The sequence below is a fragment of the Bradyrhizobium sp. B117 genome, from assembly GCF_038969555.1.
In the GTDB taxonomy this organism is placed as follows: Bacteria; Pseudomonadota; Alphaproteobacteria; order Rhizobiales; family Xanthobacteraceae; genus Bradyrhizobium.
The window spans coordinates 35707-60410 of record NZ_CP152414.1; the positions used below are offsets into that span (position 1 = coordinate 35707).

25 protein-coding genes, 1 tRNA gene and 1 pseudogene are annotated in these 24704 nt (G+C 64.4%); 11 read left to right on the plus strand and 16 right to left on the minus strand.

Annotated elements, in window-relative coordinates; all coding sequences use genetic code 11:
- Positions 1 to 228: 228 nt before the first annotated feature.
- From AAFG16_RS00170 to AAFG16_RS00190, 5 genes are all read right to left on the minus strand, one after another.
- Complete coding sequence (locus AAFG16_RS00170; RefSeq protein ID WP_342736381.1) at positions 229 to 819, minus strand: ATP-dependent Clp protease proteolytic subunit; 591 nt, start codon at positions 817 to 819, stop codon at positions 229 to 231.
- Positions 820 to 861: 42 nt separating this feature from the next.
- Positions 862 to 1218, minus strand: coding sequence for an SRPBCC domain-containing protein (locus tag AAFG16_RS00175; protein WP_283083008.1), 357 nt, complete (start codon positions 1216 to 1218; stop codon positions 862 to 864).
- A 43-nt stretch (positions 1219 to 1261) separates the two neighbouring features.
- Entirely contained in the window at positions 1262 to 1576 is a 315-nt protein-coding gene (locus AAFG16_RS00180) for a metalloregulator ArsR/SmtB family transcription factor (RefSeq protein ID WP_027561710.1), read from the minus strand.
- 42 nt (positions 1577 to 1618) lie between these two features.
- On the minus strand, positions 1619 to 2920 hold the full coding sequence (locus AAFG16_RS00185) for an ammonium transporter (RefSeq protein WP_342736384.1): 1302 nt from the start codon (positions 2918 to 2920) through the stop codon (positions 1619 to 1621).
- A 133-nt stretch (positions 2921 to 3053) separates the two neighbouring features.
- Complete coding sequence (locus tag AAFG16_RS00190; protein WP_027535359.1) at positions 3054 to 3392, minus strand: P-II family nitrogen regulator; 339 nt, start codon at positions 3390 to 3392, stop codon at positions 3054 to 3056.
- Positions 3393 to 3628: 236 nt separating this feature from the next.
- Here AAFG16_RS00190 and AAFG16_RS00195 point away from each other — a divergent pair, with 236 nt between their 5' ends.
- Complete coding sequence (locus tag AAFG16_RS00195) at positions 3629 to 4525, plus strand: DUF4339 domain-containing protein (protein ID WP_342736389.1); 897 nt, start codon at positions 3629 to 3631, stop codon at positions 4523 to 4525.
- Between the two features lie 40 nt (positions 4526 to 4565).
- Here the strand turns inward: AAFG16_RS00195 and tesB are convergent, their stop codons facing one another.
- A complete protein-coding gene (gene tesB, locus AAFG16_RS00200) occupies positions 4566 to 5429 on the minus strand; it encodes an acyl-CoA thioesterase II (protein WP_342736391.1) in 864 nt (287 codons plus the stop codon).
- Between the two features lie 211 nt (positions 5430 to 5640).
- On the opposite strand from tesB, the gene AAFG16_RS00205 reads away from it, so the two are divergent.
- Positions 5641 to 6861, plus strand: coding sequence for a ubiquinone biosynthesis hydroxylase (locus AAFG16_RS00205; protein ID WP_342736393.1), 1221 nt, complete (start codon positions 5641 to 5643; stop codon positions 6859 to 6861).
- Between the two features lie 67 nt (positions 6862 to 6928).
- Here AAFG16_RS00205 and AAFG16_RS00210 read toward each other — a convergent pair whose 3' ends face one another.
- Both AAFG16_RS00210 and AAFG16_RS00215 read right to left on the minus strand, forming a co-directional pair.
- Positions 6929 to 7126, minus strand: coding sequence for a Trm112 family protein (locus AAFG16_RS00210; protein ID WP_018459670.1), 198 nt, complete (start codon positions 7124 to 7126; stop codon positions 6929 to 6931).
- A gap of 121 nt (positions 7127 to 7247) precedes the next feature.
- Positions 7248 to 7778, minus strand: a complete 531-nt coding sequence (locus AAFG16_RS00215) for a TetR/AcrR family transcriptional regulator (RefSeq protein ID WP_342736398.1) — start codon at positions 7776 to 7778, stop codon at positions 7248 to 7250.
- A gap of 92 nt (positions 7779 to 7870) precedes the next feature.
- Between AAFG16_RS00215 and AAFG16_RS00220 the strand changes: the two are divergent.
- From AAFG16_RS00220 to AAFG16_RS00230, 3 genes and pseudogenes are all read left to right on the plus strand, one after another.
- Positions 7871 to 8220, plus strand: a pseudogene (locus AAFG16_RS00220) (hypothetical protein).
- A 205-nt stretch (positions 8221 to 8425) separates the two neighbouring features.
- Positions 8426 to 8704: a PepSY domain-containing protein gene (locus AAFG16_RS00225; protein ID WP_235542043.1), complete on the plus strand. Its 279-nt coding sequence runs from the start codon at positions 8426 to 8428 to the stop codon at positions 8702 to 8704.
- 47 nt (positions 8705 to 8751) lie between these two features.
- The gene (locus tag AAFG16_RS00230; RefSeq protein ID WP_283083018.1) at positions 8752 to 9345 is read left to right on the plus strand and encodes a cytochrome b/b6 domain-containing protein; all 594 of its coding nucleotides are present in this window, start codon (positions 8752 to 8754) and stop codon (positions 9343 to 9345) included.
- 191 nt (positions 9346 to 9536) lie between these two features.
- On the opposite strand, the gene AAFG16_RS00235 is transcribed toward AAFG16_RS00230, so the two are convergent.
- Together AAFG16_RS00235 and trxA are read right to left on the minus strand one after the other, a co-directional pair.
- A complete protein-coding gene (locus tag AAFG16_RS00235; RefSeq protein ID WP_283083019.1) occupies positions 9537 to 10214 on the minus strand; it encodes an LON peptidase substrate-binding domain-containing protein in 678 nt (225 codons plus the stop codon).
- A gap of 108 nt (positions 10215 to 10322) precedes the next feature.
- On the minus strand, positions 10323 to 11246 hold the full coding sequence (trxA, locus tag AAFG16_RS00240; protein ID WP_283083020.1) for a thioredoxin: 924 nt from the start codon (positions 11244 to 11246) through the stop codon (positions 10323 to 10325).
- A 275-nt stretch (positions 11247 to 11521) separates the two neighbouring features.
- Here trxA and AAFG16_RS00245 point away from each other — a divergent pair.
- The 4 genes from AAFG16_RS00245 (at position 11522) to AAFG16_RS00260 (ending at position 15092) form a co-directional block, all read left to right on the plus strand.
- Positions 11522 to 11596, plus strand: a tRNA-Gly gene (locus tag AAFG16_RS00245).
- Between the two features lie 76 nt (positions 11597 to 11672).
- Positions 11673 to 12659, plus strand: a complete 987-nt coding sequence (locus AAFG16_RS00250; RefSeq protein ID WP_342736401.1) for an NAD(P)-dependent oxidoreductase — start codon at positions 11673 to 11675, stop codon at positions 12657 to 12659.
- A gap of 370 nt (positions 12660 to 13029) precedes the next feature.
- Positions 13030 to 14304, plus strand: a complete 1275-nt coding sequence (locus AAFG16_RS00255) for a PQQ-dependent sugar dehydrogenase (RefSeq protein ID WP_283083022.1) — start codon at positions 13030 to 13032, stop codon at positions 14302 to 14304.
- Between the two features lie 194 nt (positions 14305 to 14498).
- Complete coding sequence (locus AAFG16_RS00260) at positions 14499 to 15092, plus strand: c-type cytochrome (RefSeq protein WP_342736403.1); 594 nt, start codon at positions 14499 to 14501, stop codon at positions 15090 to 15092.
- A gap of 188 nt (positions 15093 to 15280) precedes the next feature.
- On the opposite strand, the gene panE is transcribed toward AAFG16_RS00260, so the two are convergent.
- The 4 genes from panE to AAFG16_RS00280 all read right to left on the minus strand — a co-directional run bounded on the left by panE (position 15281) and on the right by AAFG16_RS00280 (position 19049).
- Positions 15281 to 16204 (minus strand): 2-dehydropantoate 2-reductase, encoded by a 924-nt coding sequence (panE, locus tag AAFG16_RS00265; RefSeq protein WP_283083024.1) that lies wholly within the window; start codon positions 16202 to 16204, stop codon positions 15281 to 15283.
- Between the two features lie 113 nt (positions 16205 to 16317).
- On the minus strand, positions 16318 to 16926 hold the full coding sequence (locus AAFG16_RS00270; protein ID WP_283083025.1) for a 2-hydroxychromene-2-carboxylate isomerase: 609 nt from the start codon (positions 16924 to 16926) through the stop codon (positions 16318 to 16320).
- A 90-nt stretch (positions 16927 to 17016) separates the two neighbouring features.
- The gene (locus tag AAFG16_RS00275) at positions 17017 to 18366 is read right to left on the minus strand and encodes an MATE family efflux transporter (protein WP_342736405.1); all 1350 of its coding nucleotides are present in this window, start codon (positions 18364 to 18366) and stop codon (positions 17017 to 17019) included.
- An 86-nt stretch (positions 18367 to 18452) separates the two neighbouring features.
- Positions 18453 to 19049 carry a DUF2239 family protein gene (locus tag AAFG16_RS00280; RefSeq protein WP_342736407.1) on the minus strand — a complete coding sequence of 199 codons (597 nt, stop codon included), beginning with the start codon at positions 19047 to 19049 and terminating at the stop codon, positions 18453 to 18455.
- 152 nt (positions 19050 to 19201) lie between these two features.
- Between AAFG16_RS00280 and AAFG16_RS00285 the strand changes: the two genes are divergently transcribed.
- Entirely contained in the window at positions 19202 to 19867 is a 666-nt protein-coding gene (locus tag AAFG16_RS00285) for a glutathione S-transferase (protein ID WP_283083028.1), read from the plus strand.
- 104 nt (positions 19868 to 19971) lie between these two features.
- Here the strand turns inward: AAFG16_RS00285 and AAFG16_RS00290 are convergent, their stop codons facing one another.
- Entirely contained in the window at positions 19972 to 21267 is a 1296-nt protein-coding gene (locus AAFG16_RS00290; protein ID WP_283083029.1) for an MFS transporter, read from the minus strand.
- 94 nt (positions 21268 to 21361) lie between these two features.
- Positions 21362 to 23113 (minus strand): gamma-glutamyltransferase, encoded by a 1752-nt coding sequence (gene ggt / locus AAFG16_RS00295; protein WP_342736409.1) that lies wholly within the window; start codon positions 23111 to 23113, stop codon positions 21362 to 21364.
- Positions 23114 to 23214: 101 nt separating this feature from the next.
- Between ggt and AAFG16_RS00300 the strand changes: the two genes are divergently transcribed.
- The gene (locus tag AAFG16_RS00300) at positions 23215 to 24600 is read left to right on the plus strand and encodes an MFS transporter (protein ID WP_342736411.1); all 1386 of its coding nucleotides are present in this window, start codon (positions 23215 to 23217) and stop codon (positions 24598 to 24600) included.
- Positions 24601 to 24704 lie beyond the last annotated feature (104 nt).

Sequence of the window (24704 nt, forward strand, 5' to 3'; positions counted from 1 at the left end):
GTATTGCGCTGCAGTGCGCTATTACGTCGCGCTCAAAACGTGGTCAGGTCTGCTCAAAATACGAGCACGACAGGCTGCCGACACAATGTTGCTCATGTGTCGGGCAGCCAAAAGGTATCAGCTTAGGGGATGAGTGTCGCGCCCGGCCGCAAAATATCGAGCCCCTGGCGCCGGTGCCCACGGGATACGCGTAGCCGATCATGCAGTTGAGCGGCCGCGGGCGGAGCGTCAGGCCGCATCGCGCGCTGCAAAAACCCGATCGATCAATCCCCATTCGACGCCTTGCTGCGCGGTCATGAAGTGATCGCGGTCCAGGGTCCGTTCCACCTCCGCCTCGGAGCGTCCACAATGCTGCGCATAGAGCCGGATGAGGCGCCGCTTGGTTTCCTGCATCTCGTTGGCATGGATCAGGACGTCGGACGCCTGGCCCTGAAAGCCGCCGAGCGGCTGATGCACGTGAAGGCTTGCATTGGGCAAGGCGGCGCGGTGACCGGGCTCGCCGGCCATCAGCAGGAACGAGCCCATCGAGCGCGCGGTGCCCATGCACAGCGTATGGACCGGCGCCTTGATGAACTGCATGGTGTCGTACATCGCAAGTCCAGAGGTGACCACGCCGCCGTAGGAATTGATCGGCCGGCTCGGATTCTCCGCCTCCAGGAACAGCAGCTGCGCGCAGACGAGGCCCGACATCGCGTCATTGACCTCGCCGTTGAGGAAGATGATGCGCTCGCGCAGCAGCCGCGAATAGATGTCGAAGGATCGTTCGCCGCGCGCCGATTGTTCGACGACCATAGGGACGAGCTGAAGCATGTCGCGCATCGGCGACCTCCATGTCTGCAGGTGATGAAGTGGTTGTTGGTGTCAGGCGGCCGCGCGCATCAGGCAGCAATTGCTGTTGGCCGGCTGCGGCAGCTTGATGCGATCGTCGCAGGCCTGCTGGATGATGCGAAAGCGGGTGCCGCCGTCCTCGTTCGGTTCGATCCGGAAAATGACGTGGCTTTCGCGAAACGGCGGTTCGGAATCGCGAAGCCGGTAGCGCACCTCTTCGCCCGGGATCGCTGATTCCGGCTCGGCGCCCGCAAGGTCGCAATCCGGCAGCCAGCGCTCGCGCAATTCAGGAATGGTGACGGCGCGCCAGACCTTTGCCGGCGGCGCATCGAAATCATATTCGAGCACGAGCTTTGCGTCGGGACGATCAGGCTTCACGGCGTCGCTCATTGATCCAGGTCCTTATTGGTCCAGGTTCTATTGATCCAAGTCTTTATTGATCCATGTCCTTCAAGAGATCGGCGAGTGCTTCCATGCGCTTCGGCCAGTAGGCGCGGTAGCGCGCGAGCCATGTCCCGATGGCGGCGATCCCGTCCGGATCGACTTCGTAGTTCACAAAGCGGCCTTGCCGCTGCTCGCGGACGAGCCCTGCCGCACGCAGCACCGAAAGATGCTGCGACATCGCCGGCTGGCTGATCTCCAATCCGTCGCGCAAAGCGCTGGCATTGAGGCTTCCGCCGGCGAGTTTCTCAAAGACCTTGCGGCGGGTCGGGTCGGCCAGCGCCTTGAAGATGTCGGCTTCGATCATGGCAACACATAAGCATTTACTTATGTGTTGCGCAAGCCCGGATTACTGCAAAGCTTCGCCGTGCTGGGTGATGTCGAGACCCTCGAGCTCCTGCTCACGCGACACGCGCAAGGGCACGAACAGGGCGACCAGCTTGAGCAGGACGAAGCTCACGCCGGCCGCCCTGACGAAGGTGACCGCGACGCCGTAGAGCTGGATCAGCAGCTGCTGCGGATGGCCCTCGATCAGGCCGGCGGTACCGCCGATCGCGCTGGTCGCGAACACGCCGGCGAGCAGAGTGCCGGTCAGTCCGCCGATGCCGTGGACGCCGAACACGTCGAGCGAGTCGTCATAGTTGAAGCGGTGCTTGAGCCAGGTGCAGGCCCAATAGCAAATCGCGCCCGCGGCGACGCCGATGACGATGCCGTGCCACGGCGCGACGAAGCCGGAGGCCGGCGTGATGGTGCCGAGGCCTGCGACTGCGCCAGAGATCATGCCGAGCACAGAGGGCTTGCGCCGGGTCGACCATTCGATCGCGCCCCAGGTCAGCGCGCCGGAGCAGGCGGCAAGATGCGTCGCGATGATCGCCATCACCGCGCGCGAATTGGCCGCGCCGGCCGAGCCGCCGTTGAAGCCGAACCAGCCGACCCACAACAGGCCGGTGCCCATCACCGCGAGCGACAGATCGAACGGCGAGAGATTTTCGCTGCCGTAGCCGTGGCGGCGTCCCATCACCTTGGCGGCGACGAGGCCGGCGGTGCCGGCCGACAGATGCACAACGAGGCCGCCGGCGAAATCCAGCACGCCCATGCTGTTGAGGAAGCCGCCGCCCCAGATCCAATGCGCGAGCGGAATGTAGACGAAGATGAACCAGGCAACGGAGAACATCAGATAGGCGGAGAACCGCATGCGGTCCGCGACCGAGCCCGCGACCAGCGCCACCGTGATGATCGCGAACGTCATCTGGTACAGCATGAACAGCGATTCCGGGATCGTCTTTGCGGCCGGGTTGACGCTGTCCATGGTCATGCCGGCGAGGAACCAGCGGTCGAGCGAGCCGATCCACGGGCCGTCGCCGACGAAGCACAGCGAATAGCCGAACGCGACCCAGAGAATGGAGATCAGCGTCACCGCGGCGAGGCTCTGCGCCATGGTCGCGAGCACGTTCTTCTTGCGCACCATGCCGGAGTAGAACAGCGCCAGCCCCGGGATCGTCATCATCAGCACCAGCGCGGTGGCGACGATCATCCAGGCGGTGTCGGCGGTGTTGATCTCGGAGCTTGCCGCATGTGCCGGCGCAGCCAAAGCAGACACAAATCCCATTGGCGCAGCCAAAGTGGCTGCGCGGCGCAACAATCCCGCCATGTCATTTCCCCCGGCATCAAATTGGCGTCGCACGCTGTGGCGTCGTTGCCCGGTGCGATCGAAGAAGTTTCAAAGCGTTTTCAAGCGAAGTGGATACCGGTTCGCGTGAAGAAAACGCGTCAAAACAAAAATCTTAGAGTGCGTCGCTGTCGGTTTCGCCGGTGCGGATACGCAGCGCATGGTCGATCGGCGTGACGAAGATCTTGCCGTCGCCGATCTGACCCGTGCGCGCGGACGCGGTGATGACGCCGACCGCCTTGTCGGCGATGTCGGAGGCGACCGCGATCTCGATCCGCAGCTTCGGCAGGAAGTTCACGACATATTCGGCGCCGCGATAGATCTCGGTGTGGCCTTTCTGGCGGCCGTAGCCCTTCACCTCGGTGACAGTCATGCCGTGGACGCCGATCGCCGTCAGGGCCTGGCGGACCTCATCGAGCTTGAAGGGTTTGATGATCGCGACGACGAGTTTCATGGTCAGGCCTATTCCCCGGGATGCGCCACGCCGTATGTCCCCGGCGCTGCGTCAATCTGGCATCTTTCCGGGCAAATGGCATAAAAAAGTTGCAGATTGAAGCGGAAAAACGTTTGGCCATGTGAATGGCCGCCCCTGTACAGGGCAGCCGTTCATCATTCACAATGCATTTTGGGCATGGATGCGGTGAACCTGCGCCTGTCGAGCGGTACATAAGTATTTTGGGGGGACGGTTCATGGCGAGTTGGTTTTACGCGGCCGAGGGCAAGCAGCAGGGGCCCTTTCCGGAGGGCCAATTCCGAGATCTGATCGCGCAAGGCGTCGTGCGCCCGGACACGCTGGTTTGGTCCGAGGGCATGGCCGGCTGGCAGAAGGCCGCCGAAATTCCCGGCCTGATCGGCGGCGGCGGTGCGCCGCCGATGATGCCGGCCGGCGGACCGCCGATGATGGGTGGCGGAGCTTATGCTGGCGGCGGCGCTGGCGCCGGCGGAGCACTCGCGGTCGATTTCGGCATCCTCGAGTTCACCTGGCGAACGATCGTGATGGTGATCGCCTCGTGCTTCATCATCCCGATCCCGTGGGTGTTCGTCTGGTACACGAAATGGATCGTGTCCTGCGTGAACGTCCCGGGACGTCCGAACCTCAGCTTCACCGGCAACGCGATGACGCTGGTGCCGTGGTTCTTCGGCTTCATCGTGCTGGCGATCGTGATCGGCTACATCGGCAGCCAGCTCTTGAGCAATTTGCTGTTCATCGCGCAGATCGTGCTCTACTGGCTCCTGATCAAATGGATGGTCGCGAACCTCGCCTCCAACGGGCAGCCGCTCGGTCTCAGCTTCTCCGGCTCGGTCTGGGCCTATATCGGCTGGAATCTGCTGTTCGCGATCTCGATCATCACCATCATCGGCTGGGCCTGGGTCGCCGCGGCCCAGATGCGCTGGTTCTGCCGCAGCGTCGAAGGCACGCGCCGCGAGATCGTCTTCAAGGGCAGCGGCCTCGGGATCCTCTGGCGCGGAATCGTGGCAGCGATCCTGTGCAGCCTCATCATCCCGATCCCGTGGGTGTATCGCTGGATCATGAACTGGTTCGCATCGCAGACCGAGCTCGTGCCGCGCGGGTCGCTCGGAGCCTGATCCCAAAAGCTCCAGGCGCGGTTCACCGCGTCTGGAGCTGTCAGCTCCTCCGCTCGCGGACCGAGCCTTCCTGCGCGACGGAGGCCACCAGCGTGCCGTCCGGCTTGAAGATCGAGCCCCGGGTCAGGCCGCGGCCTGATTGCGCGCTCGGCGAATCCTGCGCGTAGAGCAGCCATTCGTCGGCGCGGAACGGGCGGTGAAACCACATCGCGTGATCGAGGCTCGCCGGCATCATGCGCTTGTCGAACAGCGTGCGGCCATAGCGCGCCATGATCGCATCCAGCAGCGAGAAGTCGGACGCGTAGGCGAGCGCGCACATGTGCAGGGCCGGATCGTCGGGCAGCTTCGCCGCGGTCCTGATCCAGACGTGGATGCGGCCATCCTCGATCTTCTGGCCGAAATAGCGGCCGAGCTCGACCGGGCGCAGCTCGATCGGACGATCGGATTCGTAGTAGCGGCGGATGAACTCCGGCATCTCGCGGAACATCGGCTGTTTCGCCACCTCCTCCGCCGTGAGCTTCTCCGGCGGCGGCACCTCGGGCATCTTGTCTTGATGATCGAAGGCGGTCTCTTCATCGGTATGGAACGAGACCATGATCGAGAAGATCGCGTTGCCGTGCTGGATCGCGGTGACGCGCCGCGTCGAATAGCTCTTGCCGTCGCGCAGGCGTTCGACCTGGTAGATGATCGGAATCTGCGGATCGCCCGGCAGGATGAAATAGCAATGCAGCGAGTGCGGCAGCCGCCCCTCGACGGTGCGGCAGGCCGCGACCATCGCCTGCCCGATCACCTGGCCGCCGAACACCCGCTGCCAGCTCGTCTTCGGGCTGTTGCCCCGGAACAGATTCACCTCGAGCTGTTCGAGGTCGAGGATCGAGATCAGGTCGATCAGGCTCTTGGACATGAACACAACTCTCTCAAATCGTCATTCCGGGATGCGCCGGAACGGCGCAGGCCCGGAATCCATAACCCCGGCTCGTAGTTATGGATTCCGGGCTCGCGACTTCGTCGCGCCCCGGAATGACACAGTCGGGCCGTTCCGCCCTCGTTTCACCGCACTGTTTCGCCCAGCTCAAGTCTGCTAGCAAGGCCAAGGTTTAAGCCGGGAATTTCGTATGTCGGTACAGGGTAGCATTGTCATTGGCGGCGGCGCGTTTGCGGGCCTTGCGCTGGCGCTGGCGCTGCGCCAGGGGCTTGGGCCGGAAATCCCCGTCATCGTCGCCGACCCCGCGCTCAGCACGCGGCCGAGCCGCGATCCCCGCGCGACCGCGATCGTGGCGGCCTGCCGCCGCCTGTTCGAGGTGATCGGCGCCTGGGACGACGTCCGGGCCGAGGCCCAGCCGATCCTGGACATGGTGGTCACCGATTCCAAGCTGGAAGACGCCACCCGTCCGGTGTTCCTGAATTTCGCCGGCGATGTCGCGCCGGGCGAGCCGTTTGCGCATATGGTCGAGAACCGCCGGCTGATCGATGCGCTGGTGGTGCGCGCCGAGGCCGAGGGCATTGATCTGCGCGCCACCACGGTGTCGTCCTACGACGCGCGTCCCGATGGCATCGACGTCACGCTCGGCGACGGCAGCGTCATCGCCGCCAGCCTCCTCGTCGCCGCCGATGGCGCGAAGTCGAGACTGCGCGAACGTGCAGGCATCCCCACCCATGGCTGGGAGTATGACCAGTCCGGCATCGTCGTCACCGTCGGCCACGAGCGCGATCACGAGGGCCGCGCCGAAGAACACTTCTTGCCCGCGGGCCCCTTCGCGATCCTGCCGCTCTCGGGCAAGCGATCGTCGCTGGTATGGACCGAGCGCCGAGCTGAGGCTGCGCGCATCATCGCGCTCAGCGATGAGGAATTCCACGCCGAGCTCGAGCAGCGCTTTGGCCTGCATCTCGGCGAGGTCAAGGCGCTCGACAAGCCGCGCGCGTTTCCGCTGTCTTATTTCGTCGCGCGCTCCTTCATCGCCGAGCGCCTCGCGCTGGTCGGCGATTCCGCCCATGTCATCCACCCCATTGCGGGCCAGGGTCTCAACATGGGGCTGAAGGATGTCGCCGCGCTGGCCGAGGTCGTCGTCGATGCCGCACGGCTCGGCATGGATCTCGGCGGCGGTGACGTGCTCGAGCGTTACCAGCGCTGGCGCCGCTTCGACACCATGGCGATGGGCGTTGCCACCAACTCGCTGAACTTCCTGTTCTCCAACCAGTCGACGCTGTTGCGCACCGTGCGCGACATCGGCCTCGGCCTCGTCGATCGCGCCCCGCCGCTGAAGAACCTCTTCATCCGCCAGGCCGCCGGGCTGACCGGCGAGGTGCCGCGGCTGTTGAAGGGCGAGGCGCTGTAGGGCGAATGGGAAGTGGCGAATAGCGAGCGGTGTCCATTCGCTATTCGCCACTCCCTACTTGCTAAGATCAATCGATCTTCCGCGCCTCTTCCGGCAGCATGATCGGGATGCCGTCGCGGATCGGATAAGCGAGCTTGGCGCTGCGCGAGATCAGTTCCTGCTTTGCGGCGTCAAACTCCAGCGGACCCTTGGTCAGCGGGCAGACCAGGATCTCCAGCAATTTGGGATCGACACTGGCTTCGGGGCGTTCGGTGGGCGCGTTCATTTCGGTCTCCGGCGGTCGGTTGGCTCTAGCACAGAAATTCGTCACCGCCCATCGCGTCTGCCAGAGCGTTTTCGGGCGAAGTGGGACCGGTTCGCGTCAAGAAACGCGTCAAAATAGGAATCTACGCGGAGACCATCAGCAGCAGCTCGTCGATCAGGACCTGGATCCGTGTCGCCGGCACCGGCGTGCCTGACAGCGCAAAGCCGAGAAAGGTCCAGTACAGGATCTGCGCGCGCGCCTGCGCTGTCGGCGGTGCGAGGGCGCGCTTTGCGAGCAATGCTTCGATATAATCGATCCGGCGGCGGTCGATTGCGCGGACCGCGCCTTGTGCCGCCGCATCGAACGCGGCCCAGTTGCGCACGGCGCGCTCCAGGTCGAGCCGTGCGCCAAAGGACCTGCGCAGCAGCGCCTTGAGCGGCTCGTCCGCGGCAGCCTCGACATCGGCGATGATCTGCTCCGCCGCGATCTCGCGCCAGCGCTTCAGAACGGCCGCGTGGAACGCGCCGAGATCGGCAAAATGCCAATAGAAACTGCCGCGCGACACGCCCATGGCCCGCGCCAGCGGGTCAGCCTTCAGCGCGGTGAAACCGCTCCTGGCCAGCGCCTTGAGGCCCTGATCGATCCAGTCGTCGGCGGAGAGCTGCTCGGTCATGTCTGGGTTCCGAAAAAGCTACCATACACTAGTGTATTGACAGGCGGCGGGCCAGCGCCTAATCCACCATACACGACTGTATGGAGGCATCGATGCGTGATCTCTTGCTCCAATGTGCCGGCGTCCTGACCATTGCCGTGGCCCTCATTCACGGCTTCCTTGGTGAAGCCAAGGTCTTTCCCCGCGCCGGATCGAGCCGGAACGGCTGCGCATCCTGATCCGCCTGGTCTGGCAGGCCTCGACCGTCGCTTGGATCGGCGGCGGCGTGCTGTTGATCGCGACGCCCTGGATGGGCTCGGAGTCCGCACGCCACTGGATCGTCGTCACCATGGCCTGCGTGTTCGGCTTTTCGGCTTGCGCCAACGCATGGGCGACGCGCGGCCGGCATTTCGGCTGGATGATGCTCAGCGCGGTCGTCGCGCTGGCGGTTGCGGGATACTAGCCACGCGCTTTGCCAACCGTGAGGCGTAAGGCCGCAGCAGCCTTCCAAGTGCGTGTCGCCTACGGAGAGCGCTGACCTTTTTCGGATCGTTAGATTAACTCTAAAGCCGGGACGCCCCGAACCGGATTGACTTCATCATCTCCTTTGCTTCCTTCGGTCCCGCTTCGCGGTCCGCGCAGCGCCCACGACAAAGGAGGAGACGTTCGTGAAGGTCATTCGTGTTGTTGCCATTGCACTGACGGTCGGGATTGGCATGAGCTCGGCGGCGATGGCCGACGGTTTCAAGAACTGCACCAAGATCGACAAGGCGTCGTGGAAGCCGGCCAGCGAAGCCGAAGCCAAGGCCAAGGCGGCCGGCTACGAGGTGCGGCGCTCCAAGGTCGAAGGCTCGTGCTATGAGGTCTACGGCGTCAAGGAAGGCAAGCTCTACGAGCTGTTCTACAGCCCGGAAGATCTCAGCCTGAAGCACACGATCGCCAAGTAAGATCGCCAAGTAATAGGCGTCAAGTAAGGTTTAGGGATAGTCCCGACTTGATCGACGAAGCGGTGCCAAAAACGCGCGGGGCGTCCGACAGGACCCCCGCGGATCGGACTGCATCGCGGACGGTCGCGGTCTGGGACCTCCCGCTTCGCCTCTGGCATTGGGCTTTCGCAGCCAGCATCCTGATCGCGTGGTTCACGCCCACCGTCTACGACAGAGTTCATCGCATTGTCGGCTATACGGTGCTTGGGCTGCTCGCCTTCCGTCTGGTCTGGGGGGTCTGGGGAAGCCGCTATTCGCGCTTCCGCATGGTCGGCGTCAGGCTCCGTGCCGCCCCGCGCTATCTCTGGAATCTGCGCCGCGGCATCACCGGCCGCTATATCGGTCTCAATCCCGCCGGCACCTTGATGCTGGTGGCGCTGCTGCTGTCGCTCGCCGTCTCGACGATCACGGGCGCGATGTCGGTGACGGTCACCTTCTTCGGCGTCTGGTGGGTGGAGGACACCCATCACTATTCATCGGACGCAGTCATCGTGCTGGTCGTGCTGCATGTACTGGGCGTGGTGCTGATGGGCCTCCTCCAACGCGAGAACCTGATCCGCGCGATGTTCACCGGCCGCAAGCGCATCCGGCATCATCAGTGAAGTTGAGTTGGAGCGATCGGGCCGCGGGCTCGCCTCTCCCGCTTGCGGGAGAGGCCGACGCGCTCGAAGAGCGCGGCGGGTGAGGGCTTTGTCCTCTTGGGGATTGTCCCGTTGCGGAGACACCCTCTCCCCAGCCCTCCCCCGCAGGCGGGGGAGGGAGCGCACCACCTTTGCGGAAGCTCAGCCTCCCCTCACTGCAACGGCGGATCGCCGCTGGTGCGCTTCTTGGCGAGGTCCATCTCGGTGACCGCGATCAAGATCTCGGCGCGGGTCTTGAGGTCCGGCGCCTCCAGCATGGCCTGCTTTTCCGCGGGGCCATAAGGCGACATCATCGCCAGCGCGTTGACCAGCGCTTCGTTGGGCGCGCTTTCGACGCCTTCCCAGTCGACCTTGAGGTTGTTGGCCTTCAAGAAGTCCGCCAGCACGGACAGCAGCGCCTCGCGATCGACGTCCTCTTCGCCCATGCGCGCGGTGAAGTCGTCGACGAAGGCGAAGAAATCCACCTTGCATTGCCGGTAGGCGGTCAGCACCTCCAGCTCCGCAACCACCTTGAAGCGGGAGACGCCGGTGAGCTCGAGGATGTAGCGGCCGTCGCCGGATTCGGCGAGCTGGGTGATGCGGCCGACGCAGCCGACGCGGAACAGCGCCGGCTTGTCCGAATTCTTCGGCGAATGCGCGACGTCAGGCTGGATCATGCCGATCAGGCGATGGCCGTCGCGGAACGCATCGTCGACCATCGCGAGATAGCGCGGCTCGAAGATGTTGAGCGGCATCTGGCCGCGGGGCAGCAGCAGCGCGCCCGGCAACGGAAACACCGGAATGATCTCCGGAAGGTCGGCGGGCCCGCGATATTCGATGTTGATCGGCATCTGGTCCCCGCTGATCTCGCTAGAGGATGATCCGGACCCGAAGGACCGCGTCAGCGCGAAGTGTGAAGCGGTTTTCCGACAAGATCATGCTCCAACAATAATCGCGCCTTACGAGAACAGGATCGTCGACAAGCGCTTGCGTCCCTCGACGGTTGCATCATCCGTGCCGCCCCAGGCCTCGAAGAACTGCACCAGCTGCTTGCGGGCGCCGTCATCGTTCCACTTGCGGTCGCGCTTGACGATCTCGAGCAGCTGCTCGGTGGCCGCAGTGCGGTTGCCTTGGGCGTTGAGCGCGGTCGCAAGATCGAACCGCGCCTGATGATCCAGCGGGTTTGCGGCGACTTTCTGTTCGAGCTCGGCGACCGGGCCGAGCTGCTCCGCCTGCTCGGCGAGCTCGATCGTGGTCTGCACGGCCTTCACCGCGGGGTCGTTGCGCTTGGATTCCGGCACCATGGCCAGCGTCTGCTTGGCCTGCTCCATCGCGCCCGACGTGGCGTAGCATTTGGCGAGACCGGCAAGGGCGGGGATGTTGGTCGAATCGTACTGCAGCACTTCGGCGTAGATCTGCGCGGCCGCTGCGGCGTCGCCCTCGGCGAGCACAGCCTCGGCTTCCTGCAGGATCTCGGCGATGTTGGGCTCGCCCGGCGCAGTGACGCCCTTGGTCAGCTTCTCGATGAAGGCGTTGACCTGGCTTTCCGGCACCGCGCCCATGAAGCCGTCCGCGGGCTGGCCGTTGACGAAGGCGATCACGGCCGGGATCGACTGGATGCCCATCTGGCCCGGAATCGCCGGGTGCTGGTCGATATTCATCTTGACCAGCTTGACCTTGCCCCTGGCGGCCTTGACCGCCTTTTCCAGCACGGGGGTGAGCTGCTTGCAGGGACCGCACCACTCCGCCCAGAAGTCGATCAGCACCGGCTGGCGCTTCGATTCCTCGATGACGTCCTTCACGAAGGTCTGGGTGGTGGTGTCCTTGATCAGATCGGCCGCAGCCGGGCCCGCCGCTCCGTTACCCTGGTCGATGATCGTCACGGGATTCCCTCGTGTGATGTCTGGAATGGCGGGTCTTTAGCACGTCGCCGATTCTTATGCTGTGGTGTCGGCGCTAAAATTGGGCCGGGACGGCCGAATTTCAATCCATCGCGGTCGATTCGGCGGTTCCGGGCCGTTTTCGGTCGATTTGCCTCACATTCGGCTCCATATGGGGCCTCAAGATAGCAATCTATGCCGCGGGTAGCTGTTGCATTCCCCTCCCGCTTTTGGCATACGACAGCCGTTGCCGGCGCGTCACGCGGTCGACACAGGATGCGGGTGTAGCTCAGTGGTAGAGCACGACCTTGCCAAGGTCGGGGTCGAGGGTTCGAGCCCCTTCGCCCGCTCCAATTTTTCCCAGAGCATCCAGCCAAAGCGGGTCGGGACGTGGTTTTCCACGCCGCTGGCGGCTGTATTGGGTCTTGCATGAAAATTCTGGTTACGGGCAGCGCGGGTCACCTCGGAGAGGCGATCCTCCGGACGCTCCGTGGGCGCGGTTCCTCCGCGCGCGGGATCGATCTGAAGCCGTCACCGTTCACCGATGCGGTCGGCTCGATCGTCGATCCCGACTTCGTGCGAGAGCAGATGGACGGCGTCACCGCGGTGATCCACGCCGCGACGCTGCACAAGCCGCATGTGGGGACCCACAGCAAGCAGGATTTCATCGATACCAACGTCACCGGCACCCTCAACCTGCTCGAAGCAGCGGCTGCCACCGGCGTGCGCAGCTTCGTCTTCACCAGTACCACCAGCGCGTTCGGCTCACAGCTTCGCCCCGAAGCCGGGCAGGCGGCGGTGTGGGTCACCGAGGATCTGCCGCCGGTGGTGAAGAACATTTACGGCACGACCAAGCTGATGGCCGAGAACCTCTGCGAGTTGTTCTTCCGCGAGCACGGTCTGCCGGTCGTGGTATTGCGGACCTCGCGCTTCTTTCCGGAGGACGACGACGATCCGGCGCTGCGGTCGGCTTACGCGCTGGACAACGCGCAGGCCAATGAGCTGCTCTATCGCCGGCTGGATATAGCGGACGCGGTGAGTGCCCATCTGCTCGCCGTCGAGCGCACGCCCAAGATCGGCTTTGCCCGCTACATCGTCTCCGCCACGAGCCCGTTCGACGAGCGCCATCTCGCGGCGCTGGCGCGCGACGCGGCCGGCGTCGTGCGCGAGCTCTATCCGGATTGCGCACAGCTCTATGCCGCGCGCGGCTGGCGCCTGCTTCCGCAGATCGACCGCGTCTATGTCAATGAGCGCGCGCGGCGCGAGCTCGGCTGGCGGCCGGAACTCGACTTTGCCCATATGCTGCGCAGCCTTCGTGATGGCTGCGATTTCCGCAGCGCGCTGGCGCGCGAGGTGGGATCGAAGGGCTATCATGACGTGGTGTTCGACGACGGGCCCTACCCTGTCGCCTCATAAGCGCCGCGTTCGTCATTTTGCCCGATGCATCAAGTGTCTGCACGGCGTCGCCGGCAGCAAGCCGGCCTCAACCGTTCTACTGTGCATGGGGTTGTTTTCGCAGTTTTTGTTTGGTGCCCCTTCGTGCAGTCGGAAGATCGGACGCGCGATCTTGATTCCGCGTTGCAGCGAGAGCGCGGGGGCGCGTTCATTGACATTCCGTCTCAATTTTTATTGAGCACAACCGCAGCAGCCGTAGCGCGCTTCTCAGCGCTGGCAGATGTGCTAACCTTTTTGCGTCTGCCGCTCGGCAGATTCCAAACTTCGCCTCTCGACTAGCCATAACAAAATCAAAGTGCGGCCTCGACGGCTGCCTTAGGGGAGTGACGCGATGACATCGATGTTCCATCGATCCGTGTTGGCGCTTGCGGCCGTGGCCCTTCTTGCGGGGACCAGCGCCGGCAATGCGCAACAGCAGGACAAGAATCGGACGCTGAAGAAATACGAATCCGGCACCAAGGAATTCTGGACCCATCCGCCGGATGACTGGTTCCTGGGCGATGAGACCGAAGCGCAGAAGGGCCTCGCGCCGCCCTCGGGTCCGCCGACCGGCGCCTCCGACGCCGAGCTCGCCAACATCGTCAAGAAGGTCAAGCTGCCGCCGGGCTTCAAGATGGAGGTCTACGCCTCCGGCGTGCTGGCCGCGCGGCAGATGGCTTGGGGCGACAAGGGCACGCTGTTCGTCGGCTCGTTCGGCCTCGGCAACGTCTATGCCATCAAGGACAACAACGGGAAGAAAGAGGTCAAGACCATCCTCAAGGGGCTGAACATGCCCACCGGTCTCGCCGTCAAGGACGGCGCGCTCTACGTCATCGCGGTCGACAAGCTGATCCGCTACGACGACATCGAGAACAAGCTCGACAATCCCGGCGAGGGCAAGGTCGTCTATGACGACATGCCCTCCTATGCGGCGCATGGCTGGAAGTATATCGCGGTCGACAAGGAAGGCTGGTTCTTCCTGCCGTTCGGACCGCCTTTCAACGTCGGCGTTCCCCCGACCAGCGTCTCGCAGATCCGCCGTGTCGATCCCAAGACCGGCAACGCCGAGATCTACGCGCTCGGCGTTCGCAACTCGGTCGGCGGCGACGTTGATCCGCGCACCGGCAAATATTGGTTCACCGAGAACGCCCGCGACTGGATCAGCGATGATCTACCTAGCGACAAGCTGAACATGATCAGCAAGATCGGCGAGCATTTCGGCTATCCCTATTGCCATCAGGGCGACCTGCCCGATCCGAAGTTCGCGATGGGTCACAAATGCTCCGAGTTCACGCCGCCCGTGCTGAATCTCGGCGCGCATGTCGCTCCGCTCGGCATGAAGTTCTACACCGGCGATCAATTCCCGCCGGAGTACAAGAACAACATCCTGATCGCCGAGCACGGCTCCTGGAATCGTCACAAGTACCAGGGCGGCCGCATCATGCGCGTGATCGTCGGGCCCGACGGCAAGAACGCCAAGCAGGAGGTGTTCGCCTCCGGCTGGATCGAGGGCGACCAGGGCTATCTCGGCCGTCCTGATGACATCATCCTCGCCAAGGATGGCTCGATCCTCGTCGCCGACGACTGGGCCGGCGCGATCTATCGCATCAGCTACAGCAAGAAGTAGCGCGACACGAACGGAGGCTGCGGTGGCCGAGAGGCGGCCGCAGCCTTTTTCATTTCAGCCCACGCCGTCGTTCCGGATTGCGCGTCTCTTGCGTGCAAGTCCGGAACCGATAACCCCGAGTCGTGGCTATGGATTCCGGGCTCGTGCTCCGCACGCCCCGGAATGACGAGCTCGACAGATCGGAATCCCCCATCATGCGCCGGCAGTTCATCTCGTACGCAACCAGCGCGGTTGCGGTCCTCGTGCTCGGCCTCTTCCCCGCAGGCGCCGCCGACAACGCCGCGATCAAGGAGAAGGCCGCCGTCTGCTCCGGCTGCCATGGCGAGAACGGCATCTCGCAGACGGAGAACATCCCCTCGCTGGCCGGCCAGCCCAATCAGTTCATCCAGTGGCAACTCGTGTTCTTCCGCGCCGGCTCGCGCAAGAACGACCAGATGCAGCCGATCGTGGAAGAGATCAACAACGAGGACATCCGCAATTTCGGCGCCTACTTCTCGCAAATGACGCCGCCGAAAGCAGCGGAGGACACCGATCCCGATCTGTCGAAGAAGGGCGCGCAAGTCGCTGTCGGCCGCCGCTGCGCCTCATGTCATACGGACAGCTTTGCCGGCACCAAGGCCGTCGCACGGCTCGCGGGCCAGCGCGAGGAATATCTCGTCAAAGCGCTGCACGACTACAAAGCGGGTGCGCGCGTCGGCGGCGGCGTCGCAGCAATGGCGGACGTCGCCTATCACATGAGTGACGAGGAGATCACGGCCGTGTCGCACTATCTCGCGTATTTCAAGTAGCGCGCCGCGATCGCGGCAAACACAGCTCGTCGTCCCGGGGCGCGACGAAGTCGCGAGTCCGGGACCCATAGCCACAGGATCAAGTTTGACAAAGATTCGTAGTGCGAGCTCGCGCCATAACCACTCCCTGTGGTTATGGGTCCCGGGCTCGCGCAGCGCGCGCCCCGGGATGACAGCCTAGTGTGAGGTTAGCTCGCCCGCTGCTTCTCATACGCCTTCAAATGCGTGTATGCGATCCGCAGCTTCGGCACCGGCACCTTGGCGGCGTCTGCGCGCGCGATGAGGTCGCCGATCACGTGATCGGCTTCGACCGGCAGGCCCGCCTTGATGTCGCGGAACATCGAGGCGGTCATCGGCGAGCCTTCGGTCGTCAGATTCCCCTTCACGCGCTCGAAGAACGGGCCGCCCGGCGCGTAGCCTGACGCGGTCGCGATGGCGCTGGTCTCGTCCAGCATGCCGAGCAGAAAGTCCCTGCCGCCGGGCGCGGCCAGGATGTTGCCGACGGAGGTGCGCATCAGGCTGGTGCTGGCGGCGAGCGAGGACAGGAACACCCATTTCTCCCACATGTCCTGCATGATGTTCTGGCTCGCGGCGGCGCCATTGATGCCGCTCTTGAAAGCCTCGTCGATCGCCTTGACGCGATCCGACAGCTTGCCGTCGCGCTCGCCGTAATTGAGCGACTGCATCGGCTGGAGCTGCACCACCTCGCGCTTCTCGTTCAGCGTCGCGGCGATGGCGCAGAGGCCGCCGAGCACGCGCTCCTTGCCGAACTTCGCATCGAGCGTGTCGAGATGCTTCATGCCGTTGAGCATTGGGATGATCGCCGTGTTCGGCCCGACCGCCGGGGCAAACGACTTGATGGCGTCATCGAGGTCGAACGCCTTGCAGCTGAGCAGAACGACGTCGAACTTGTCCTTGAGCGCGTCGGCCTGCACGGTCGGCGGATTCTTTAGGGTCACGTCGCCATTCGGGCTCTTGATGACGAGGCCAGCGCTCGCGAGCTCGCCGGCGCGGCGCGGCCGGACCAGGAAGGTGACGTCGCGGCCGGCCTGCAACAGCCTGCCACCAAAATAGCCGCCGATGGCGCCGGCGCCGACCACGAGAATGCGCATGGGATATTCCTTTTTGTTGCTATTGGCGGTCCATCTATAGTCGTCATTGCGAGCGAAGCGAAGCAATCCAGAATGCTATCGCGATCACATTCTGTCGCCGGAGATTGGGGGGACTACGTCCCCGACACCATCTCCTCGACCTCGCGCAGCTGCTCCTTGCCGAAGAACATTTCGTTGCCGACGAAGAAGGTTGGCGAGCCGAAGGCGCCGCGGGCGACCGCCTCCTCGGTGTTCTTGATCAGCTTGCCCTTGACCTCGGGCTCCTGGGCGCGGGCAAACAGCTTTTGCGCATCGAGACCGGAGGACGCCAGCGCCTTCGCCGCGATTTCAGGATCGTCCATCTTCTTCGGCTCGCGCCACATGTGGTGGAAGGCGGCGTCCACGTATTTCTCGAAGACGCCCTCGAGCTGCGCGGCGATGGCCACGCGCATCAGGTTCAGCGTATTGACCGGGAAGTGCGGATTGAAGACATAGGGCTGGACCTTGAAGCGCTTGACGAAGCGCTCGGTCTCGACCTCTTGGAATTCGCGCTTGTTCTTGATGCCGGCGAGCGTCTCGGCCGGCGACTTGTTGTTGGTCGATTTGAAGATGCCGCCGAGCAGGATCGGCACATATTCGAACTTGACGCCGATGCGCTGCTCGATCGCGGGGATGGCGAGGTGGCTGAGATAGGCGTTCGGGCTGCCGAAATCGAACAGGAATTGCGGGGCTGTGCGGGTCAAGATCGTTCTCCCTGATGTCGCTTTTTACCCATTGTGGCGCAGCGCGCGCCACGGGTCCACCGTTTAATGACGGTCATAATACTTTGATGATCAGACCAGACGGCGGATCGCGCGCCTGCGCCAGACCAGCAGGTAATAGCCCATCTGCAAAACGAGCATGGCGCAGAACACGATCGGATAGGCCGCCCACACGCCCGCAAGGCCGATCGTGCGGCTCAGGATCACCGCCGACGGCAGCTCGATCGCGACAATGGCGAAGATCGAGAGCAGCATCGGTGTCAGCGCCACGCCGGCCGCACGCATCGCACCGGAGAATACGGTGGCGAGGCCGAACGGCACCGAACTCCACAGGGCGATAGTGAGCAGTCCCTTGGCCAGATCGAGCACGGCGCCGTCGGTAATGAAGAGGCCGAGCACGGCGCGCGGCACGAGATAGATCAGCACCACCAGCCCGCCAGTCAGCACGAGGTTGAACGCGAGCCCGGTGCGCACGATGCCGTCGAGCCCAGCGCTGTCGCCGCGGCCGATCGCCTGCGCGCCCAGGATCGAGACCGCGATCGAGATCGACAGCGCCGTGAACTGGGTATAGCCCATCACCTGGTTGACCGCGCCATAGGCGGCTGTGGCGTCGGATCCAAAACCGTTGACGAGGCCGAGCAGCACCAGCTCGGCGATCGCCATCACCACCATGCCGATGGCGCTCGGCAGCCCAATGCCGAGGATTTTTCCGAGCACGGCGCGATTGAGCCGGAGATGACGCAGCAGTCTGCTGTCTGGCGCGAGCGCATGTTTTGTCCGCAGCAGATAGATGGCCAGCGCGATCAGCGTCAGCACGTTGGCGATCGCAGCCGCCCAGGCCGGGCTGGTGATGCCTGCGGCGGGCAATCCGAGCGAGCCGCGGATCAGCATCGGCGTCAGGATCAGGCCGGTCGCCGTTGACAACGCCAGCGCCAGCAGCGGCGTGAGCGCATCGCCGACGCCGCGGATCATCGCCGTCATCAGCAGGAAGACGAAGCCGAGCGGCATCGTCAACAGCATGATGCGCGCATAGGCGCTGGCCTGATCGAGAATGTCGGCGGGCGTTGCGAGCGCCATCATCAATTGCCGGCTGAAGAGCCCACCGATCAATGCGACGGAAATCGAGAGCAGGAGCCCGACCGCGAGTGTCGTTCCGACGACGCTTCTGATTTTGTTGTGTTCGCCGGCGCCAAAGGCCTGGCCGATCAGAACGGTGGCGCCGGTGCTGAGGCCCATGACGAAGGCGAACAGGAAGAACATCACCGGAAAGAACGTCGACACCGCCGCGAGCGCATCGACGCCGATCAGCTGGCCGAGATAGACGTTGCTGATTGTGCCGAACAGCGATTGCAACGCGTTGCTCAGCATCAGCGGTGCGAGGAAGCGGAGGAAGGTGGTCCAGAGTGGCGTGGGCGTGGACATGGATGTGCCTTTCGTCAGGGCGCGCAAAACCGTTGCCGCGCAATGCGCGGCTCGGCCGTCGATGGGGTTGGGAGGAACGCCGCGCCTTAAGCGCGGTCGCTGTAGGCGAGCTTCACGATGTGGTCGCGGATGTCGGTCGGCCAGTCGGCGATCAGTCCGGTGAAACGTCGCCGGTCATCCGCGAACAGGGCGCGTGAGGCTTCCTCGAACTGCGGCAGATTGCCGGCCATGGTGGACATGAAGTGATAGGCCGCATCGCGTGCCTGCCGCTCGCGGTCCTTGTCGCCGCTCGCGCGCCGTGCCTCATCGACGAGCTTGCGCAACGCGACCGAGGCACCGCCTGCTTGCGCGTTGAGCCACTCCCAGTGCCGCGGCAACAGCGTCACCTCGCGCGCGACCACGCCGAGCTTTGGCCGGCCGCGCCCGCGCGGCTCGCTTGGTGGTGCGGTCTCCTCAATCGGGGGCGGGATCAGCTTCGCCAACCGCGCCAGCACCTCGCGATCTCCGCCGCGCAGATCGAAGTCGATCGATCGGCCCGTGGCGTCCTCGAAGATGAGGATGGGCTCGTCCGGCCTTGGCGCCACCCGCTTGACGACCAGCGCCACCTCTCCGGCCGGCCCGGACACCAGGCGATGCGGGCCCTGGAAAGCGGTGAAAATCTTCTGCATTGGAATCATTGCCATATTTGAGCAGCGTTGGCGACTTAATACCCGGGTAAATTATATTCGTCAATATACCCGGGCGAAAATATCTGTACCGACGGCTCGACATTGTGATCCCGGGCTGGCACGAACGGCGCGGCCGATCGACCACGCCTAGCTTGGGGACCCTCGCGATGCTGACCGTTCATCACCTCAACAATTCCCGCTCGCAGCGCGTGCTGTGGCTGCTCGAGGAGTTGGGCGTGCCCTACGAGATCGTGCGCTACCAGCGCCAGCCGGACATGCGCGCGCCGAAGGAGCTGCGCGCGATCCATCCGCTCGGCAAGTCGCCTGTGATCACCGACAACGGCAACACCATCGCCGAGTCCGGTGCCATCATCGAATATATCGTCGCGACCTACGGCAACGGCCGTCTGATCCCGCCGCCGAACACGCCGGAGCGGCTGCGCTTCACCTATTGGCTGCACTACGCGGAGGGATCCGCGATGTCGCCGCTGCTGTTAAAACTGCTGTTCACGCTGATGCCGAAGCGCGCGCCTGCGCTGCTTCGCCCGCTGGTGCGAAAGGTCTCGAACCAGGCGCTCACCGCGCTCGTCAATCCGCAGCTCAAGCAGCATATGGATTACTGGGAAGGCGAGCTTGCCAAGAGCGAGTGGTTTGCCGGCAACGAGTTCACTGCGGCCGATATCCAGATGAGCTTCCCGCTCGAAGCTGCGCAAGCGCGCGGCGGGCTGGAGCAGGGCCATCCCAAGGCGATGGCGTTTTTGGAGCGCATCCATGCGCGGCCGGCTTATGCGCGTGCGCTGGAGAAGGGCGGGCCGTATCAGGTGGGGCGGTAAGCCTCTCCACCGTCATTCCGGGGCGATGCGAAGCATCGAACCCGGAATCTCGCGCCATCATCTCGAGATTCCGGGTTCGCCCTTCGGGCGCCCCGGAATGACAGTCAATCCGCGTGCAACACGCGCCCGCGCGTCTCGGGCAGCGCAAACGCCGCGATGAAGAACACCACATAGGCCACCACCGCGAAGATCGCGATGGCATTCGCAAGCGACGTCGTCGCCGACAATGCGCCGACGAGGAACGGAAACAGCGCGCCGATGCCGCGGCCGAAATTGTAGCAGAAGCCCTGCCCCGAGCCGCGCAGCCGCGTCGGATAGAGCTCGGTCAGGAACGCGCCGATCCCCGAGAAATAGCCCGAGGCGAAGAAGCCCAGCGGGAAGCCGAGCACCCAGAGGATCTCGTTGGTGAGCGGCAGCTGCGTATAGAGCAGCACCACGGCCATCGCGCCGATCGAGAAGATCAGGAACAGATTGCGCCGTCCGATCCGGTCGGCGAGCCAGGCGCCGGTGAGATAGCCGATGAAGGAGCCGATGATCAGCGTCGAGAGATAGCCGGTCGAGCCGACGATCGACAGATGCCGCTCCTTGGTCAAAAACTGCGGCACCCAGAAGGTGATGGCGTAGTACCCGCCCTGGCAGCCCGTCGCCATCAGCGACGCCAGGATCGTGGTCTTCAGGATCGGGCCTGAGAAGATTTCCCAGAGCGCCGGCCGGTCGCCGCTCGCCGCCTGCCTGGCGCGCGCCTCCGCCGCGATCTCCGGCTCGGTGACGGAGCGGCGGATGTAGAACACCAGCAGCGCCGGCAGCGCGCCGATCACGAACATCCAGCGCCACGCCGTCTCCGCCGGCATCAGCGAGAACAGGATCGCCTGCGACAGCACCGCAAGGCCCCATCCGACCGCCCAGCCCGACTGCACCGAGCCGACCGCGCGTCCGCGATATTGCGGCCGGATCGCCTCGCCCATCAGCACCGCGCCGGCGGCCCATTCGCCGCCGAAGCCGAGGCCGAGCACGGCGCGCGCGATCAGCAGCTGGTCGAAATTCTGCACGACGGCGCAGACCAGCGAGAAGAACGAGAACCAGATGATGGTGATCTGGAGTGTCCTGACCCGGCCGATATGGTCGGAGAGATAGCCGCCGAGCCAGCCGCCGATCGCGGATGCGAGCAACGTCACCGTGCCGGCAAGACCGGCCGAGGCCGCGTCGACCTTCCACAGCGCGATGATGGTGCCGATCACCAGCGGATAGATCATGAAGTCCATGCCGTCGAGCGCCCAGCCCGCCGCGCAGGCCCAGAAGGTCCGGCGTTCGGCGACGTTCATGTCGCGATAGAAGGCGAGTAGGCTGGTGTCCTCGATCTCGGCGCGTTCGATGCGCTGGTTCGGATCGGCGATGGTCATGTGCGTTTCCCGGCAGTTTCTTTGGCCGGGCGGTGGTAGCACGCGCGGCGGCTTGCGCAAGCCGAAGCAGCTCTTTGCGCCATGCAGGGCAGAATTACTGCCCTGCTGCCTCTGCGCCTCGCGTGCGCGGATCGGGTGCGCCGAACGGCCCGTTCGGCGTGACGAGGATGGAGTTGGCCGATGTCTGTCCCATCGGCACGACGATATGGTGATCCATCGCTTTCAGCGCGGACAGCACGTCGTCAGGGAAGCCGCGCTCGACGCGCACCTCGTCCGGCAACCATTGGTGATGCAGCCGCGGGGCGTCAACGGCCGCGGCGACATCCATCTTGTAGTCGAGGACGTTGACGATCACCTGGAGCACGGTTGAGATGATGAAGCTGCCGCCCGGCGATCCCGTCACCAGCACCGGCTTGCCGTCCTTCAGCACGATGGTCGGCGACATCGAGGATAGCGGCCGCTTGCCGGGACCGGGCAGGTTGGCCTCGAAGCCGACGAGGCCATAGGCGTTGGCGGCACCGACCGCCGCGGTGAAATCGTCGAGCTCGTTGTTGAGCAACACGCCGGTGCCGTCGGCAACGAGGCCGACGCCGTAGCTGAAGTTCAGCGTATAGGTGTTGCTGACGGCGTTGCCGTAGCTGTCGACGACGGAGAAGTGCGTTGTGTTGGTGCCCTCGCGCGGCACGGGTGGCAAGGAGGCGAGATCCTTCGACGGCGTGGCGCGATCGGCAGAGATGCCCGCGCGCAGCTTGGCGGCGTAGTCCTTCGCGATGAGCGTCTCGGTTGGCGCGGTGACGAAGGCGGGATCGCCGAGATGGCGCGCGCGGTCCGCATAGGCGCGCTTCATGGCCTCGATCAACAGATGCAGCGATGCCGCCGAGCCCTGCTTCAAACCGGCGAGCTGATAGCCCTCGAGGATGTTGAGTGTCTCCACCAGAACCACGCCACCAGAGGACGGCAGCGGCATCGAGACGATGTCGTAGCCGCGATAGGTGCCGCGCACCGGCGTGCGGATCACCGCCTGATAGGAGTTCAGATCCGCCGCCGTCATGATGCCGCCGGCATCGGTGACGGCCTTGGCGAGCTTTTCCGCAACCGGCCCTTCGTAGAAGCCGCGCGGACCCTGCGTCGCGATCGCCGCCAGCGTGTCGGCAAGGTCGCTCTGCACCAGCCTGTCGCCTTCACCGAGCGAGGTGCCGTCGGGCCGCGAGAAGATCTTCGTCGAGGACGGCCAGCGCACGAAACGCCGGTGCCAGCCCGGGAGCGTGTCGGCGAGGTCGTCGGTGATGACGAAGCCGTCGCGCGCGAGCGCGATCGCAGGCTCGAGCAGTTGCGCCAGCGTGAACTTGCCCGAGCCATATTTCTCAAGCGCCAGGGAAAGACCGGCAACGGTACCGGGGACGCCGATGCCCAGTGCAGAGTCTCGCGACTTCGTGACATCAGGCTTGCCGTCCGTGCCAAGGAAGATCTGCGGCGTGGTCGCTGCTGGCGCCGTCTCGCGATAGTCGATCGTGATGTCTTCGTTACGCTCGGCCGAATGGATCACCATGAAGCCGCCGCCGCCGATATTGCCGGCGCGGGGATAGGTCACGGCCATTGCAAAGCCGGTGGCGACCGCGGCATCGACCGCATTGCCGCCGCGTCGCAGGATATCGGCGCCGACACGCGCAGAGATATTCTCCTGCGCCACCACCATGCCGTGCTCGGCGGAGATCGCGTGCACGGTGTCGAGCGCCGGAGGAACGTAGGGTTTTCGCGCATCCTGTGCGGTCGCGGGCGCAAGGCCAAACGCCAAGGTGGCGATGATCGCGATAAATGTGCGCCGTGTCGAATATGACGACATCATCAAACTCTCGCTACGCCCTGGAGCCAATTCACATGCGTCCCTGTCATGCTATACGGGTTGCGCCGTGGACGAGGCAAACTGTTCGTGATGGGGATTTGATGATGACGACGATTGCCTCGGATGCGCGTCTGGATGCGCAGCGGACCTACCCGCCGCGCGCCGCCGTCGTCAGCTGGATCTTCTTTGATTGGGCCGCGCAGCCTTATTTCACGTTGATCACGACTTTCGTGTTCGCGCCCTATTTCGCCACCAGCGTTGCGCCAACTGCTGCCACGGGCCAATCGCTGTGGGGCTTTGCGATGGCGGCCGCGGGCCTCGCGATCGCGCTGATGTCACCCGTGCTGGGCGCCATCGCCGATGCGTCCGGCCGCAGGAAGCCGTGGATTGCGGGATTCGGTGCCGTGCTGGTGCTGGCATCCTGCACGCTGTGGATCGGCAAGCCCGGCGATCCCTCGATCATTCCGCCGCTGCTCACCGCGGTGGCGCTCGCCAGCGTCGGCGCGGAATTCGCCACCGTGTTCAACAATGCGATGATGCCGACCTTGGTGCCGCCGGATCGGATCGGCCGGCTCTCCGGCACTGGCTGGGCCACGGGTTACATCGGCGGCATCGTCAGCCTGATCATCGTGCTCGGCTTCCTCGCTGCGAATCCCGAGACCGGACTCACGCTGCTCGGCTTCAAGCCGCTGTTCGGGCTTGATCCCGCAACCCACCAGGGCGACCGCGCCGCCGGGCCTTTGACCGGGATATGGTTCATCATCTTCGTGACGCCGATGTTCCTGTTCACGCCGGACTATCCGGCAAAGCGGCCGGTGCGCGAGGCGCTGCGCGAAGGACTATCGGAGCTGAGGCAATCGATCAGGAGCCTGCCGCAACAGAAATCGCTCGCGGCGTTCCTGCTTGCCAACATGATCTACACCGACGGCCTGGTGTCGCTGTTCGCGTTCGGCGGCATTTACGCCGCGGGCACGTTCGGCTGGCACACGATCCAGATCGGCACCTTCGGCATCATGCTCGCGATCGCCGGCACGTTCGGCGCGTGGCTTGGCGGCAAGCTGGATGATCGTCTCGGACCGAAGCGCGTCATCGCCGGCAGCCTGCTGATCCTGCTGCTGGCGGTGGCGGCGATCCTCCTGGTCGACAAGGACAGCGTGCTGTTTGTGAAGGTGACGCCGCCGCAAGCAGGCGCCCCCTTGTTCTCGAGCGCGGCCGAGCGCGCCTATCTCGTGCTGGGCTGTCTCATCGGCGCGGCCGGCGGCCCGCTTCAGGCCGCCTCGCGCACGCTGCTGATCCACCTCGCGCCGAAGGACCGCATCGCGCAGTATTTTGGTCTGTTCGCGCTGACCGGAAAGGTGACGTCCTTCATCGGCCCGCTGCTGATCGGGATGATCACCGCTGCAACGGCGAGCCAGAAGGCCGGCATGGCCGTGCTGGTGGTGTTTTTCGTTACGGGGCTGGGGTTGTTGATGCGGGTGCGGGAGAATTAGCTCCGCTGTCGTCCCGGACAAGCGCAGCGAAGCGGAGCGCAGAGCCGGGACCCATAACCACAGGGCGTGATTTGGCGACGACACGTAGTTACCAGCTCGCGCTG

What these genes read in the sequence shown, in the direction of transcription:
- AAFG16_RS00170 (WP_342736381.1), bottom strand. Translation starts at nt 819, where the DNA reads ATGCGCGACATGCTTCAGCTCGTCCCTATGGTCGTCGAACAATCGGCG.
- AAFG16_RS00175 (WP_283083008.1), bottom strand. Translation starts at nt 1,218, where the DNA reads ATGAGCGACGCCGTGAAGCCTGATCGTCCCGACGCAAAGCTCGTGCTC.
- AAFG16_RS00180 (WP_027561710.1), bottom strand. Translation starts at nt 1,576, where the DNA reads ATGATCGAAGCCGACATCTTCAAGGCGCTGGCCGACCCGACCCGCCGC.
- AAFG16_RS00185 (WP_342736384.1), bottom strand. Translation starts at nt 2,920, where the DNA reads ATGGCGGGATTGTTGCGCCGCGCAGCCACTTTGGCTGCGCCAATGGGA.
- AAFG16_RS00190 (WP_027535359.1), bottom strand. Translation starts at nt 3,392, where the DNA reads ATGAAACTCGTCGTCGCGATCATCAAACCCTTCAAGCTCGATGAGGTC.
- AAFG16_RS00195 (WP_342736389.1), top strand. Translation starts at nt 3,629, where the DNA reads ATGGCGAGTTGGTTTTACGCGGCCGAGGGCAAGCAGCAGGGGCCCTTT.
- tesB (WP_342736391.1), bottom strand. Translation starts at nt 5,429, where the DNA reads ATGTCCAAGAGCCTGATCGACCTGATCTCGATCCTCGACCTCGAACAG.
- AAFG16_RS00205 (WP_342736393.1), top strand. Translation starts at nt 5,641, where the DNA reads ATGTCGGTACAGGGTAGCATTGTCATTGGCGGCGGCGCGTTTGCGGGC.
- AAFG16_RS00210 (WP_018459670.1), bottom strand. Translation starts at nt 7,126, where the DNA reads ATGAACGCGCCCACCGAACGCCCCGAAGCCAGTGTCGATCCCAAATTG.
- AAFG16_RS00215 (WP_342736398.1), bottom strand. Translation starts at nt 7,778, where the DNA reads ATGACCGAGCAGCTCTCCGCCGACGACTGGATCGATCAGGGCCTCAAG.
- AAFG16_RS00235 (WP_283083019.1), bottom strand. Translation starts at nt 10,214, where the DNA reads ATGCCGATCAACATCGAATATCGCGGGCCCGCCGACCTTCCGGAGATC.
- AAFG16_RS00250 (WP_342736401.1), top strand. Translation starts at nt 11,673, where the DNA reads ATGAAAATTCTGGTTACGGGCAGCGCGGGTCACCTCGGAGAGGCGATC.
- AAFG16_RS00255 (WP_283083022.1), top strand. Translation starts at nt 13,030, where the DNA reads ATGACATCGATGTTCCATCGATCCGTGTTGGCGCTTGCGGCCGTGGCC.
- AAFG16_RS00260 (WP_342736403.1), top strand. Translation starts at nt 14,499, where the DNA reads ATGCGCCGGCAGTTCATCTCGTACGCAACCAGCGCGGTTGCGGTCCTC.
- panE (WP_283083024.1), bottom strand. Translation starts at nt 16,204, where the DNA reads ATGCGCATTCTCGTGGTCGGCGCCGGCGCCATCGGCGGCTATTTTGGT.
- AAFG16_RS00275 (WP_342736405.1), bottom strand. Translation starts at nt 18,366, where the DNA reads ATGTCCACGCCCACGCCACTCTGGACCACCTTCCTCCGCTTCCTCGCA.
- AAFG16_RS00280 (WP_342736407.1), bottom strand. Translation starts at nt 19,049, where the DNA reads ATGGCAATGATTCCAATGCAGAAGATTTTCACCGCTTTCCAGGGCCCG.
- AAFG16_RS00285 (WP_283083028.1), top strand. Translation starts at nt 19,202, where the DNA reads ATGCTGACCGTTCATCACCTCAACAATTCCCGCTCGCAGCGCGTGCTG.
- AAFG16_RS00290 (WP_283083029.1), bottom strand. Translation starts at nt 21,267, where the DNA reads ATGACCATCGCCGATCCGAACCAGCGCATCGAACGCGCCGAGATCGAG.
- ggt (WP_342736409.1), bottom strand. Translation starts at nt 23,113, where the DNA reads ATGATGTCGTCATATTCGACACGGCGCACATTTATCGCGATCATCGCC.
- AAFG16_RS00300 (WP_342736411.1), top strand. Translation starts at nt 23,215, where the DNA reads ATGACGACGATTGCCTCGGATGCGCGTCTGGATGCGCAGCGGACCTAC.